Origin of the sequence: Nocardia sp. NBC_00565 (assembly GCF_036345915.1) — a bacterium.
Classification (GTDB): Bacteria; Actinomycetota; Actinomycetes; order Mycobacteriales; family Mycobacteriaceae; genus Nocardia.
On the sequence record NZ_CP107785.1, the window covers coordinates 5853076 to 5867146 of the forward strand.

Consider the following 14071-nt stretch of genomic DNA (forward strand, 5'->3'; position numbering starts at 1 on the left):
ATGGGCGGTACTCTGTTGCCGTGCAACCCGTCCGGCGGACCAGCCTCATTGCCCAGGTGACCGAGCAGCTGCGTGCCGAAATTCGTTCAGGCCGTTGGCCGATCGGCTCGCGCATCCCCACCGAACCGGAGCTCACCGAGCTGACCGGAACCGGTCGAAATACGGTTCGCGAGGCAGTCCAAGCCCTCGTCCACGCCGGGATGCTGGAACGTCGCCAAGGCTCGGGTACCTATGTCATCGCCGCCTCGGAGGTCGGCGGCACCCTCGCGAAGTACTTCGCCGACGCGGAGGAACGCGATGTGCTCGAGCTCCGAATGGCGTTGGACGCCACCGCCGCCGGACTCGCCGCGCGCCGCCGCGACGAGAGCGATATCGCGAACCTGCGCCGGCTGCTCGAGCAACGCAGTCAGCAGCCGTGGGACCAATCCAATATCGCGGCCATCGAGGCCGACGTCGAACTGCATCGCGCCATCGTGGTGGCCAGCCACAATGCGGTGTACCTCGAGTTCTACGATTCCCTGCTGCCCGCCATCGAGCAGGTGATCCGCGCACGGACCGCGAAGTCCGACGACGCCTACGACGCCGAGCACAACGAAATGGTGCAGGCCGTCATCGATGGCGACTCGGACCGGGCATCACAAGCCGCGCGATGCTTCCTCAGTTCGCTGATCGCGGAATATCCTGACAGATAGCGGAGTTACAGCCTCCGATTGTTCCGACCGGCCGCCGAGCCGAGCGCCAGGTAACCAACAGGTCACCAACCCTCGCCCGGCCGTGTGAGTCGGATTTGCCGGGAACGTCACGGAGCGCCATTCACTCGCAACAACCGACTTCTACCTTTGTCTCGACCGCAGCTCGGCAACCCACCGAGCCAGATCGAGAGGAAGCCGATGACTGCCGTAGCAGCTGCCACCGGCCAGCAGTCGGAACCCACAGCATTCGAGCATCGCAAGCGCGGACGCTGGTTGGATCATTGGGAGCCGGACAACACCGAATTCTGGGAATCCGGCGGCAAATTCACCGCCCGCAAGAATCTGATCTTCTCCGTCTTCGCCGAGAATCTCGGCTTCAGCATCTGGGTCATCTGGGGCACCGTGGTGACCAGCATGGGCCTGGCGGGTTTCGACTTTCTCGCCGGACTCGGCAAGGGCAACCCCACCGCGGTGAGCAACGCCCTGCTGCTGACCTCGACCCCGACCCTCGTCGGTGCCGCACTGCGCATTCCGTACACCTTCGCCATCCCGAAGTTCGGCGGGCGCGCCTTCACCGTGTTCAGCGCGGCGATGCTGCTCATCCCGACGCTGGGCCTGGCGTACTTCGTCAACCAGCCGGGCACGCCCATGTGGGTATTCATGGTCCTGGCCGCCCTCGCCGGTTTCGGCGGCGGTAACTTCTCGTCCTCGATGGCCAACATCTCGTTCTTCTTCCCGGAAGGGAAAAAGGGCGCGGCCCTCGGCATCAACGCCGCGGGTGGCAACCTCGGCGTCGCGCAGACCCAACTGGTGCTGCCGCTGCTGATCACCCTCGGCACCCACATCATGGCCAAGGATGCGGCGGGCTACCGCTTCGGCATCACCCTGTCGGTGCTGGTCTGGGTGCCGTTCATCCTGGTCGCGTGCTTCGGCGCGCTGCGGTACATGGACAGCATCAGCTCGGCCAAGGCCGACGGCAAGTCCTACAAACTGGCGCTGACCAATAAGCACACCTGGGTGATGTCGTTCCTCTACATCGGCACCTTCGGCTCGTTCATCGGGTTCTCCTTCGCCTTCCCGACCCTGATCAAGGCCAACTTCCCCGATCTGGCCAAGATCGGCTGGATCACCACGCTCGGCAACCTCGCCTTCCTCGGCGCGCTGGTCGGTTCGTTCAGCCGTCCGTTCGGCGGCTGGGTCTCCGATAAGGTCGGCGGCGCCAAGATCACGGTGTACGTCTTCGGCGGTATGGCGATCGCCTGCGTGCTGATCATGGCCGGACTGCAGGCCAAGAGCTTCCCGCTGTACCTGATCGCCTTCCTGCTGCTGTTCGTGCTGACCGGCATCGGCAACGGCTCGACCTACCGGATGATTCCGTCGATCTTCAACGCCGAAGCCAAGAAGTACGCCGCCGAGCACGGCCTCGACATCACCGACGCCGCCGCATCGGCCCGACGCCAAGCCGGCGCCGCGATCGGTGTCATCGGTGCGATCGGCGCCTCCGGCGGCTACCTGCTCCAGCAGGCACTTCGCTTGTCCAACATCAACTTCCACAGCATGAACCCCGCATTCTGGGGGTACTGCGGCGCTTTCCTCGTGATGGCCGCGGTCACCTGGTTCTTCTACCTGCGGTCCTCGTTCGCCGTCGCCCGCGTCTCCTCGCTGGCCTACGCCAACGTGTAACCGCCTGCGCTGCCTGCCATTCGGTCCGAACCCCCGAACGACAGGCCCGGCACGGTTGCCCCCGACCCCCCTCCGGGCAAGCAACCGCGCCACCCGATAAACCCGAATGCCGCGCTGGACGAGGTCCCCAGCGCGGCATTCGGCTGTCGCGCACCCGGCACCCGCACGGCGGAGCCGAGCCGATCCGAACCTCATCACCGCACAACCATTTACGCTGAAAGCCAGTCTCGCCCCAGGAGAGGTGAGCGGTGGACATCGGATGGGGCCGGGCTCACCGAGATCGAACGAACCGTTACCGCCTAATCGGAAGCGCTTGCTGCACAAGCTATTTCGCCGCAATCTTTCGACCTCGCTCATTCCGTGGACTGGCGAACCTTGCCGAGGCACACTTTGTGTACAACGACGTTCGGCGCCGGTGGCCGAACGCGGGGGCGAGGGCAGGGACAGTATGAGAATTCGGCCGCGGCAGCAGCTGCTCGACCTGTGGCGAGCCGTGCTCGCCTACTCCTATCGGGACGAGAAGTGGATCTGGGGCGGGCGCGACGGCGCCAACTCGATCAGCGACGCCGAACAGCTGCTGTGTCTGCTGTATCCGGCGACGGAGATCGATGCTTTCGCGCTGCACCAGCCCGACGAGATGGCCGCCGACGCGAAGACAGCCCTCGCCCTGTTCGGGGAGGAGACCCGTATCGGTCGGGTCCTGGTGGATCTGCTCGACGACTACCTCGATCGCTACGCGGGCGCCGACGGCCGGCCGATCTTCGCCGCAGGCAGCTACCTGCATTCCGTCGACGAAAAACCGCCCAGCGAAGCACAATTGGCGCTGGAAGTCGTCGACTCCTATTCGATGTCGCTGAGCCTGTGCATCGCATCGATGCGCTTCCTGCGCGGCTTCGACCGATTCGTCCGCGGTGAGGTGCGGATGGAGGCCAGGAAGCTGCGTGAGCGGATCCCCCTCGTGATCGACAAAGTCAGCACTCGGCTCACCGCCGCGATGGCGGGCCTGGTGCGCAGCTTCGTGATTCACACCCCGGAGTCGAAAATGGCTACGGGGCAGGAGATCCTGAACATGATCAATCAGAGCCGCGCACCGGCCGACGATGCCCTCGCGCGGCTGTCGGCTCGGCTGGAGCAGCTGCGGGTCAGGGCCGCCAGCGAGGTCAGGCTCGGTCAGCCTGCCGAGAGCGACATCGCCGACGACAAGCGGATCGACATCGCCGACGACAAGCGGCTGTTCGAATGCGGGTGGGGCTGGGGCATCGTCCACACCGCCGAGCCGATCGACTTCGTACCCGGCCACGTGGGCACTGCGACCGGCCTCGCGGAGCCCCGCCCCTACCTGTACTTCACCGCCGTGGCCCTGGACGGCATCATCGACCTGGCGTCTCAGCGCATCCGGGAACTGGACCTGCTCACCGACGAGCAGCGCAAGCTCGCCGACGCGTTGGCACTGCGTTTCGAACTCACCCGCAACTACTGGTCGACCGTGGCCCGCTTCGGCAGCGGCCGTTGGCCATTGGAGGACATCCCCTGGCGCACCTCCGACGGCGAGGAGTCGGACTACTTCAGCCTCGCGGTCAGCGCCATGCTCATTCAGGACCTGGTCTACCGCGACAGCACCGAGGATCTGGCACGCACGGTGGCGGTGTTCGATCAGCTGGCCCGCCGCGGCCGGATCACCAGTCGGCTCACCTCCGGCGACCCGGCCGCAACCCTGCACTATCCCGGCGTGCGGATGCGCTTGGCCGGTAGCGAGCACATCGGCGGTGGGCCCCAATTGGAGTGGTACGTACCGGATTTCGTGACGATGATGCTCAAGCGCTGTCTGCAGGCCGCACGCCTGCGCACCGAGGTCGACACCCGCGACCAGCTGATGGCGCTGGCCGAATCGGCCATGGACCACATCGACAGTCGCATGCTGCGAGACAGCCCCGCCCGGGGACTGTGGGACGACCCCGGCTGGCTGTTCGACACCGCGAAACCCATCGCCGAAGGCCCATCCTGGTTCGTCACCGAGCGGGTGATGGAATGCCTGGTAATCGCGCACGACACCTTCAGCAGACCACCGCTGGCACCGAAGTCCATGGTCTCCCGCGCGGTGGATCTACTCAGCGAGGCCGAACACCTGCTCAACCAGGAGGAGCTCGAGGTCGAAGGCGATGATGTGTCCCCGAGGCAAGTGGCGGTCAACCGGATTCGGCAATCACTCGACCGCGCCCGCCGTGTGCTGAACGAGCGCCCCGGAACCGCCTACGGCCTGGCCACTCAGGCACTGACCCAGCTCGACGAACTGGCGTACGCGCGCCATGACGCGACGCGGTAAGGCGGCATTGTGCTGGTGTTCTCCACCTCCGACAAGGGCGGCACCGGACGCTCGGTGACCAGCTGCAACATCGCGTACCGGCTGTGTCTTTCCGGGCACAATGTCGCCTATGTCGATTTCGATTTCGGCTCGCCTACCGCTGGCGCACTATTCGAAATCAGCGCTATGGAGCGCGGTACGTCGCTCGGCGGCACGCATTCCTATCTGCTCGGCGAGCAGGGCACCGTCGACCGTGTCGACATCGGCACGGCCACAGACCGGACCGAACTCAAGCGCGTCGGTCCCCGCTCCGGCCGACTGGTCCTGTTTCCCGGCGACGAGGGGGGCGCCGAATTCCTCACCTGTGACGACGAAATGGTGCAGCGCTGCGTGGAGTTACTGGCGACGCTGGAGCAGGAATTCCCAGTGGTGGTTGTCGATCTCAGCGCGGGTCGGTCGATCGCGCTCGAAATCACCCTGAAGGCAACGGCTCTGCCGCAATTGCGGCGGCACACCGCGCGCTGGCTGATCTTCCACCGCTGGACCCGCCAGCATATTCTGGCCGCCTCCGGATTGGTGTACGGCCAGAACGGGCTGCTGCAGAGCGGTACCTTGTACGGCCACGACCAAGACGAACTGCTCGGCTCGCTGCGCTATGTGCGCACGGCCGTACCCGACACCAACTCCCACCTCAGCGCCCAGCGTGCCGCCCAAGCGGCGTGGCTGCAGGAGCAGGACGCCGCGCTGCGGCGCCTTGCCACCGCCAACCGTCTCGGCACAACCGCGGTCCTCGGAGCCACCCCCATAGAGCCGGTGCTTCAGTGCCGCGAACAGCTCATTCTCGACAGCGACGTCAATGCCCACATCGCCAACAACGAGACCGCGCAGGCATACATCGAACTCGCCCGCAGCCTGGTCGACAACGCAACCTGGGAGAGACTCTAGATGCGTGGAACGCGAGGATACAGCGAGGCGACCGATCGGCCGCAGATCGCGCGGGTTCCATTGTCGCACTTGTCGATCGAGGTCGGGCACTTCTATCCCAACGACATCACCGGCGACATCGACCGGGTGAAGGCGGAGTTCCGCCGCATCGTCCCGCTGGTGTCGGCATTCGTCGAATCGGCGCGGGTACAGTTCGGCCCCGAAGCACGAGTCAGCACCTGCTACCTGATCGACGACTACTTCCAGCCCGACACAGACCCCGCCGAAATCCTCGGAAAGCTGCTGGCGGCTGCCGACGAAACCGGTTTGACCATCGACTATCTGGCGCGCGAGTCCGGCTGCTGGCAGACCTCACCGTTCGCCGACGGTGTGCCGTCGGGCGAGCCGATTCCGGTGGCGGAGATGGTGGCCGCACGCATCATCGCCGAGCCCGCGCCGCCGGACACCGGCCGCCGCCCACCCACGGCCCAATCGGGCTGGTTGTGCAACGGCCGCCGATCCTCGGAGCACGAATCTGCGCAGGCCATGCGCGGACGGCCCTACGAGCCGCCGGAGGAGTTCGGTCGCCGCGAACACTCCATCTTCCTCGATGTGCAACTGTGGCGCACGCGGATCGACGAGGGGGTCACCGAGACCAGATGGTCGTGCTCGTTCCTGGCCGCCGTCTGGCACCTGATGCGACTGGGGATGCTGCGCTATCACGGTGAGCCCGTGGTGGATCCGCAACCCTGGCGCGGCGAACCGTGGCCGCGTCGCTGGCACGAGGTACCGCCCGTGGTGCAGGTCAATCCGGCTGCCCAGCCGTTCGCGGCCTACCGGACGCTGTCGATGCTGCCCAAGCTCTACATCGGCATAGAGCACTCGGTCCGACTGGTGCTCGATCATCTGGATCTGGACGACGACGTGGTCAACCAGATCATCGACTGCGGGGCCAACGACCAAGTACCTGTGACGGTGTCACGCAAAATCAGCGACCGGTTGTCCCACCTGCTCCTCGACGGGTCTTGAGATGGCCGTCCCCTTAGTGATGCTCGGCGAGGTTCGTACCTGCCTGCTACCATCGGCGGCCGCACTCACCCGAGCAGAGGCCGGTGAGTTGCTGGCGCTGATGCCCGGCTGCGCGGTGCGCTGGCGGGAGCGGCCGGGCAAACTCGCCATTTCGCCCACCGTCGCGGTCGGCGTCGACTGCAACCTGCCGCTGGGCGAGCAGGTTGCGCATGTCGTCGGCACCGTGGCGACCAGCATCGTGCTGGCGGGTGGGCGTGTGCTGCAATCCTCGGCCAGCACCCGGGTGGTGCGGGCCTCCGAGAAGCGGCGGCAGACGTGGTCGCACTACGTCAGCCAGAAGGGCGTGACGGAGGTCATCAGCCGTATCCCCGAAAGAGCGACGGCCGGAATCGCTTTGGCCGAGGGGTACCTCACCGGCCCGGTCGGCGGCGACATCTTGGACCTGGCCTCGATCAGTGAGCGCCTGCTGTCGCGAATCCGCGCCGATGTCGGGCTGGACCATGATCCACCCGTGCGGGCGCGTACCACCCGGCTGCGCTGGACCGCGCGTATCGGCGGCACTGCCGGGCCCACAGCGGAGCTGCATCTCGACGACGACAGTGTCCGCTCGATCCGGCTGATCGTGCGCGCGGAGTCAGATCTCGATGCGGCGCAACGGTTCTGCGAGGATCTGGCCGCGCACGACTGGCTGCTGACCGTACTTGCCGACGCCCTCGACGAGGCGGACCGATTCCCTTCGCACAGCCGTGAGCGGATGAACACCCTTGCGCCGGCGCTCGAACACCTGACGGGATTGTGGATGCCGGGCGGACACACTCCCGCCGAGTTGCGTGCGCTATGGAAGGAGTTGCAGACCGAGCCAGGCTTCTCTCGCCAGTGGACGACGCTGGTCGCCAGGCTGCGGGACAATATCGCGGTGGCAACGCTGGCGGCCTTGCGGCACAAGGTTTTCGACTCCGATTCGCAGTCGGAACCAGTTTCGCACTAGCCGCGGTAAGCGCACCGACACCGATGAGAAATCGCTTCGACGTGGGTGGTGAACATTTCCGGCGGCGACTGTGCGGGGTGCGCCGCCGATCTACATCCGTAGCGGACTGTGCTGCGCGCCTTACGACCCGTTTCGAGCCGACGCAACGAACGAGGGAATCTCGTTCAGGATCGCGAGTTCAGTCTCCGGGAACAAGCGGTATTCGAGTACATCGCGTGGCTCACCCTCTCCGAAGTACCGATTATCTTGTTCGACGAGTTCGAACCCGGCCTGCTTGAACAGGTTGCTCGCCGCATGATTGTCCGGTCGCACGGTCAGGTACATCACTTTGGTGCCCAGTTCTCCGCACGCCCGCAGGGCGCGGTCCAATAGGCCCCGGCCATAGCCGCACCCCTGATACTGTTTGGCCACGGCAAAGGTGAACAGCAGGGCGCGGCCGGACTTCTCCAGCGTCAGCGCGTACCCGATCACCGCGCCGCCCAATTCGGCGACCAGCCACTCGGATCCGTGCAGCTCGAACAGCTGCCGCAGCATCAGGTACAGGTACGGCTCATCGAAGACATCGGCCTCGATGGCCGCGAGATCCTCGAGGTCGGCGAAGCAGGCCCGGCGATATTCCGGCTGCGGCGCCTCAGCGATGTCCATGTGCTCCCTAATGCCAGAGTATAAGCCGTCCATTTCCAGCCTAGAACTTTCTTTCGTCAACCGCGTCATTGTAGAGGTCCTGGAATGGTCCTGTGATACGACGGGGCGTTGGGCACTGAAAATACCAACCAGTCGGGCTATCGGGCGAAGTGTCCGGGCAAGAAGTCAACGCCCGAGTCGCCGGACACGACAACACTTATTTCAGCGCCGACGAGCCGCGCGATAACTTGTCGCGACAGATCGTATACCCCACCCAGACCATCCCCGATCCGAAACGACCTGCCCTTGATCAAGGGCCGTCGCCGACCCCGGCTGGTAGCCCAATCACATTGCTATGGTGGATATCACGCGTCCAGAATGCGTGGGCGATCCGGGGGAGATACGGGATGACCGAATACGAGGGACAGCTGGGGCTCTCCGACTTCGTCCGGTCCATGACCACACGCATCGACCGGCACGGCGAGGCGTACGCCGCGGAGGTCACGGAATTTCGCGAGGAACCGCATACCGGTCAGGATGATTCGGCCGAACGGGAGCTACTGGATTCCTTCAATATCCATGTGGAGAACGTGGTCGCCCACTACAACCCGCCGGAGACGCGACGGCGCGGAGACAGCCTGGTCTTCGCCCATATCTACGTGGCTGTGGGCCGCAGCGCCGACGAAGACGAGGGTGTCCGCAGGACCTTGCTGACCGCGCTGCTGGCCGCGGAGGTCGAATTGCGCGGGCCGCTGCGGCTCAGCCCGACCCAGAACATGCACTTGGCCGGGATCTACGAACGGATCGGCACCGATCTCACGGCGCACGGGCTGCCCGCGCACGCGGTACTCTCGCTGCGCCGCGCCGCAAGCCTGCACGGCCAGAACGAGGATGTCGACGCCCAGGACCGCTGCGGGTTGGCCATGGCGCGGGCCCGGCGGCAGGCGCGCTCTCCCGCTTGGCGCCGGATACCCGGTTGGGCCGCAGATCTGCTCTGCGGCTACGGCTATCGCCCGTTCCGGCTGCTGCCATGGATCGCGCTGCTCCTGGTGACGTTCACCATCGGGCTACGGGCGAGCGCCGAGGTGTCGATCACGACCGCGTTTCACATCTGCCTGGTCAACTTCCTGAACCCGATCGGTCTCGGCGACCTCGACCGCGTGCACCAGATCGGCCGCGGCCTGCTGATAATCGAATCCTACGTGGGGATCATCTCCACCTCGGTCTTCTTTGCGCTGCTGGTGCGGCGGTGGTTCCGGCTGTGAGGCGGCTACCAGTCCGTGCTGCTGATCTTGGTCTGGCGCAATGCCGCCAGGGTCGCGACGGTCATCCGATCACGTAGCTGACCGACCCGGGCGGTCCACTGCGCGGCGCCCGCTATGCACACCCGATAGGCGATATTGCAACTGGTCACCGAGCGGCCGGTGCCGCCCTTGTCCGAGGTAACGAAGACGATCATCCGATCACAACACCCTCGTTGCGTCGCGGCGGGCATGTGTCAGCTTGTTCAATTCGACTAACGCCACCGACGCGAGACTGAACGCGGTGCCGGGCTGCTCGTCCACCAGCTTCCTGGCACGGGTCAGGTACTCCTCGACGTCGGCGAGCATACGCCGGTTGTCAGAGATGTCCTCGACACTGACGCCCAGCATGCCCTGATTGAACAAATGATCTGCCTCGTTGAGCAATTCGACCGTCCGCACGACCATCGCGGATGCCCGCAACGGCTCCTCCCGGAAGGTACGGTCGGCGGCGACCAGACATTCGATTATCCGCTCGGTCAGGTACCAGGACGGCTCGATCTCGGGATCCGCGCCGTTACCGCCGAATACGCGCGTCGGATCGTCCCAGAGCCCGGCAGCGGGACCGACCCGCAGCATTCGTCGATCGAGATGCTCCATCGACAGTTCGGCCAATTGCATCAGCCGGTCGCGGGCCGCGACATTGCCGGACAGCCGGGCCGCCTGCAGGGTGCGCTCGAGCAATACCGCGGCGAAATCCGATACCTGCCACTCCAATCGCGGTCCCCGGTCCACCTCCTCGGTACCGACCAGCATGAGCCGCACGCCGGGGGTGTGCAGACGCACCGCCGGGTCGTCCCTGGCGGGTCTGCGGGTGATCCGGCCGCGCCGCGCCAGCTCGTCGAAAATGGCTACGGCCCTGGTCAAGTCGTCGTCGGAGGCAGTCCGGCTGACCAGATCCTGAATCAGCACCGCGGAGACGATGAGACTGTAGTAGTCCGACTCGTCGCCGTCGGAGGTGCGCCAGGGAATATCCTCCAGCGGCCATGCGGCGGGTCCGAAGCGGGCGATGGTCGACCAATAGCGCTGGGTCAGGTCCCAGCGGATTCGCAATGCCTCGGCCAGGCGATACTGCTGTTCGCTGAGCAGGTCCAGTTCGCGGGTGCGTTGCGATATGAGGTCATTGATGCCGTCGAGCGCGACGACGGTGAAGTACAGATACGGTCGGGGATCGGCGATTCCGGGCTGTTCCGCGATGGCGGCGTCGACGAATCCAACGGCGGCGGCATCCTTGGCCACACCCCAGGTCCAGCCGCATTCGAAGAGCAACCCGTCGTCGTCGAGCTGAGTATCCGGGGTCTGGCCGAGCGTGATGTCGTTGCGCAGCCGGGCCCGGACGCGTTCGAGGGCGTCGCACACCTCGCGCAGCACCGTCTCCTCGCGCCGGTCGCCCTGATTGAGTATGCTCAAAATCACCTGTCCCGCAGGCGATTTCGGTGCCACCGTATTGACGACGAAACTGCGCACCAGACCCGTCATCGCGGCGGTTAGCCGGTCGCTGAGCTTGGCGGCGAGGGTATCGATCCGGTCGACGGGTTCGCGATGCGCCTTGCTGCGCAGCGAACCCTTGTACCCCCTCAGGAAGCGCATTCCGGCGAGGCATACGGTCAGCGACATCGAGTATGCGGCGACGACCTCGATATCGCGCTGTTCGGCGGTGGGTTTCCGGTGATCCGAGGATCGCAAGTAGCTGCCCGCAGCGAAGTTCGGCCGGCCTTCCGCGCCCGTGTTCCGCTCGATGTACTGCTCCAGCAAGCACACTACGAAGCCGCCGATCTGCATCGGACCCCTGAGCGGCTCTAGGGCCGCAATGACGTCGTCCTCCATGCGATCCGGGACATCCAGCGCGAAGATATCGATCTCGGTGGCCGGATACAGCAGGCATAGAATCTGCTCGGAATCGCTGATGGAGTTGGCGCCCCCTTTCCCGCCCCAGCGCCAGTCTCGACCATCCCAGCATGTGGTCATCATCGCGCGCCACACATCCAGAATCTGTTGCCTAGGTCGGATTCTCACCAGCCGCCGTCCTCACCCCATACCGCAGAAGATGCTCATCGACACCACAGCCCGCGAACATCAAATTTAGCACGACGCAGCACACTCACACCGAGCCGCGGGCGGGGCCGAAGCTTCCCTTCCGTCATCCCCAGAGCAGACCGCAGAGTCGTTGGAACACGGCCCACCGCACAGCATTCGACAGCCGTGGAACCGAATAGCGTAACCACCACAGCGCGCGGCGATCGTCGGGCATGAGGTCGACTACAACGGCGCTCTCGCTCTATCGGGACCGTGCCCGCTGTCGGCAGCGGAAAGGGTATCTCAGAGCATGAGTCGGACCATGTCCGCCGTACGCGCCAAGCCGGGGAAAGCTTCGGGCGTCGACCGCGGATGCAATGCGTGCACAGCAAGCCGAAACATGACCGCGCGCAACAACATTTGCGGCCACTCGGGAAGGTCGGACCAGCGCACGAGCAGACCGTCGTCGGCCCCACCCCACGCGAGTGCGTCGATGACGATAACGCCGGCCGCCCATGGCGCGGGACGCCAATAGGGTGTGATATCGGTGAGGCCGGGTGTAAAGACCCCTTCGAAAAGTACTGTGCCGAACAGATCTCCATGCACCAATTGCGCTGGTGTTTGGACCGGTTTGCGAAGAGTGGCCAGTTGGCCGATCAATTCCATGCTGCGCACACCGTCCGGCGAGGTGGTCGGCGGTGTCCCACCCGCGCGCAGACTGCGCAGCGGCACTGCCTCCCACGCGGCGCGGTCGGCGGCGACGAAGACGTCGACATCCACCCATGGCGCGACGGGCGGCTGCACGAGGAATCGCGGTCGTTCGAGGTGTGTGGTCGCCTGATGTAGTCGAAGCGATACCGAAACCACCTCGTCGTGGCGTGGTTCCGGAACCCCCTCCAGGAAAGTGTCCGCGCGCCAACCGGATACGACGTAGCGGCCGTCGGTGGCCCGCACCGGGCGGGCCAAACGTAGGCCGTCGACCTTGAGTGTCTCGCGAACCTTCGCCGACCATGCCGCCCTGGCATGGTCGGCGACCGGGCTCAGCACCACATCACCGAGACGCCAACCGCCGTCCCAATCTCCCAGCGAAACCGGGGTCACTTCGCGCAGACCGAACGTGGCGCGCACGTGCTCGGGGGGTTCCACAGAAGTCACGGCCGTACCGTACTCCCGGGATCCGGCAGGGTTGAGGATGCCGCGCCGTGGGCGTCAGTACACCGGCAGCGACTTGTCGACCTGGTTTGCCCAGGCGACGATGCCGCCCTGGACGTGCGTCGCGTCGGCGAAACCGGCGTTCTTGAGCACGGCCAAGACCTCGGCCGAGCGGATGCCGGTCTTGCAGTGCAACACGATCGGACGGTTCTGCGGCAGCTGCGACAGCGCCTCACCGGAGAGGAAGCGATCCTTCGGGATCAGCTTCGCACCCTCGATGTGCACGATGTCCCATTCGACCGGTTCGCGGACATCGATCAGCTCGATCTCCTTGCCCGCGTCGATCAGCTCCTTGAGCTCGCGCGCGGTGATCGTGGAACCGGCCGCGGCGGCTTGCCCCTCATCGGAGACCACACCGCAGAAAGCCTCGTAATCGATCAGTTCGGTGATCGGCTGACGCTCCGGATCGCGGCGCAGCTTGATGGTCCGGTAGTTCATGTCCAGTGCGTCGTACACCATCAGACGGCCGAGCAGCGGTTCACCGATGCCGGTGATCAGCTTGATCGCCTCGGTGACCATGACCGAACCGATCGAGGCGCACAGCACGCCGAGCACGCCGCCCTCGGCGCAGGAGGGCACCATGCCGGGCGGCGGGGCCTCCGGGTACAGATCGCGGTAGTTGATGCCGCGACCGTCGGGCGCGTCCTCCCAGAAGACCGAGACCTGGCCCTCGAAGCGATAGATGGAGCCCCACACGTACGGCTTGCCCGCCAGCACCGCCGCGTCGTTGACCAGGTAGCGGGTGGCGAAGTTGTCGGTGCCGTCGACGATCAGGTCGTATTCGGCGAACAGTTCGACCGCGTTCTCCGGCTCCAACCGGATCTTGTGCAGCCCGACATTGATTCCGGAATTGATCTCCAGGATCGAATCGCGCGCGCTGTCGGCCTTCGGGCGGCCGATATCGGATTCACCGTGGATGATCTGGCGCTGCAGGTTGGACGCGTCGACCTCATCGAATTCGACGATGCCGAGCGTGCCGACACCGGCGGCCGCCAGATACAGCAGTGCGGGCGAACCGAGCCCACCGGCGCCGATCACCAGCACCTTGGCGTTCTTCAGCCGTTTCTGCCCGTCCACACCCAGGTCGGGGATGATCAGATGACGGCTGTAGCGGGCGATCTCGTCCTTGGTCAGCTCCGCGGCCGGTTCGACCAGCGGCGGCAGGGACTTCGGTGATGACACGTCCAGGGCTCCTCGAATCAATTGGCCGATCGCTATGCGGTGGCTCAGCGCCTAATAGGTAAACACCGACAACCGGGCCGTTCTTCCCGTCCATATTCTCGCACCCGGCGTTCGCCGA

At 65.3% G+C, this 14071-nt stretch carries 12 protein-coding genes; 7 read left to right on the forward strand and 5 right to left on the reverse strand.

What is annotated here, in order from left to right:
- Window positions 1-20 precede the first annotated feature (20 nt).
- The 6 genes from OG874_RS27090 to OG874_RS27115 all read left to right on the forward strand — a co-directional run bounded on the left by OG874_RS27090 (window position 21) and on the right by OG874_RS27115 (window position 7618).
- Window positions 21-692, forward strand: coding sequence for a FadR/GntR family transcriptional regulator (locus tag OG874_RS27090; RefSeq protein ID WP_330249943.1), 672 nt, complete (start codon window positions 21-23; stop codon window positions 690-692).
- 198 nt (window positions 693-890) lie between these two features.
- The gene (locus OG874_RS27095; protein ID WP_330249944.1) at window positions 891-2375 is read left to right on the forward strand and encodes an MFS transporter; all 1485 of its coding nucleotides are present in this window, start codon (window positions 891-893) and stop codon (window positions 2373-2375) included.
- 448 nt (window positions 2376-2823) lie between these two features.
- Window positions 2824-4698, forward strand: coding sequence for an SCO2524 family protein (locus OG874_RS27100; RefSeq protein WP_330249945.1), 1875 nt, complete (start codon window positions 2824-2826; stop codon window positions 4696-4698).
- Window positions 4699-4707: 9 nt separating this feature from the next.
- Complete coding sequence (locus tag OG874_RS27105) at window positions 4708-5622, forward strand: SCO2523 family variant P-loop protein (protein ID WP_330249946.1); 915 nt, start codon at window positions 4708-4710, stop codon at window positions 5620-5622.
- Window positions 5623-6630 carry an SCO2522 family protein gene (locus OG874_RS27110; protein WP_330249947.1) on the forward strand — a complete coding sequence of 336 codons (1008 nt, stop codon included), beginning with the start codon at window positions 5623-5625 and terminating at the stop codon, window positions 6628-6630.
- Window position 6631: 1 nt separating this feature from the next.
- Window positions 6632-7618, forward strand: a complete 987-nt coding sequence (locus OG874_RS27115) for an SCO2521 family protein (RefSeq protein WP_330249948.1) — start codon at window positions 6632-6634, stop codon at window positions 7616-7618.
- Window positions 7619-7738: 120 nt separating this feature from the next.
- On the opposite strand, the gene OG874_RS27120 is transcribed toward OG874_RS27115, so the two are convergent.
- Window positions 7739-8263: a GNAT family N-acetyltransferase gene (locus OG874_RS27120; protein ID WP_330249949.1), complete on the reverse strand. Its 525-nt coding sequence runs from the start codon at window positions 8261-8263 to the stop codon at window positions 7739-7741.
- A gap of 386 nt (window positions 8264-8649) precedes the next feature.
- Between OG874_RS27120 and OG874_RS27125 the strand changes: the two genes are divergently transcribed.
- The gene (locus OG874_RS27125) at window positions 8650-9507 is read left to right on the forward strand and encodes a hypothetical protein (RefSeq protein WP_330249950.1); all 858 of its coding nucleotides are present in this window, start codon (window positions 8650-8652) and stop codon (window positions 9505-9507) included.
- Window positions 9508-9512: 5 nt separating this feature from the next.
- Here OG874_RS27125 and OG874_RS27130 read toward each other — a convergent pair whose 3' ends face one another.
- From OG874_RS27130 to moeZ, 4 genes are all read right to left on the reverse strand, one after another.
- On the reverse strand, window positions 9513-9701 hold the full coding sequence (locus OG874_RS27130; protein ID WP_330249951.1) for a hypothetical protein: 189 nt from the start codon (window positions 9699-9701) through the stop codon (window positions 9513-9515).
- Window positions 9702-9705: 4 nt separating this feature from the next.
- The gene (locus tag OG874_RS27135; RefSeq protein ID WP_330249952.1) at window positions 9706-11559 is read right to left on the reverse strand and encodes an SCO2524 family protein; all 1854 of its coding nucleotides are present in this window, start codon (window positions 11557-11559) and stop codon (window positions 9706-9708) included.
- Window positions 11560-11862: 303 nt separating this feature from the next.
- Window positions 11863-12714, reverse strand: coding sequence for a TIGR02569 family protein (locus tag OG874_RS27140; RefSeq protein WP_330249953.1), 852 nt, complete (start codon window positions 12712-12714; stop codon window positions 11863-11865).
- Between the two features lie 54 nt (window positions 12715-12768).
- On the reverse strand, window positions 12769-13953 hold the full coding sequence (gene moeZ, locus OG874_RS27145; RefSeq protein ID WP_330249954.1) for an adenylyltransferase/sulfurtransferase MoeZ: 1185 nt from the start codon (window positions 13951-13953) through the stop codon (window positions 12769-12771).
- Window positions 13954-14071: the final 118 nt, after the last annotated feature.

Coding starts and splice junctions, on each gene's coding strand:
- OG874_RS27125 (WP_330249950.1), top strand. CDS start 8,650: ATGACCGAATACGAGGGACAGCTGGGGCTCTCCGACTTCGTCCGGTCC.
- OG874_RS27095 (WP_330249944.1), top strand. CDS start 891: ATGACTGCCGTAGCAGCTGCCACCGGCCAGCAGTCGGAACCCACAGCA.
- OG874_RS27110 (WP_330249947.1), top strand. CDS start 5,623: ATGCGTGGAACGCGAGGATACAGCGAGGCGACCGATCGGCCGCAGATC.
- OG874_RS27115 (WP_330249948.1), top strand. CDS start 6,632: ATGGCCGTCCCCTTAGTGATGCTCGGCGAGGTTCGTACCTGCCTGCTA.
- OG874_RS27130 (WP_330249951.1), bottom strand. CDS start 9,701: ATGATCGTCTTCGTTACCTCGGACAAGGGCGGCACCGGCCGCTCGGTG.
- OG874_RS27120 (WP_330249949.1), bottom strand. CDS start 8,263: ATGGACATCGCTGAGGCGCCGCAGCCGGAATATCGCCGGGCCTGCTTC.
- OG874_RS27100 (WP_330249945.1), top strand. CDS start 2,824: ATGAGAATTCGGCCGCGGCAGCAGCTGCTCGACCTGTGGCGAGCCGTG.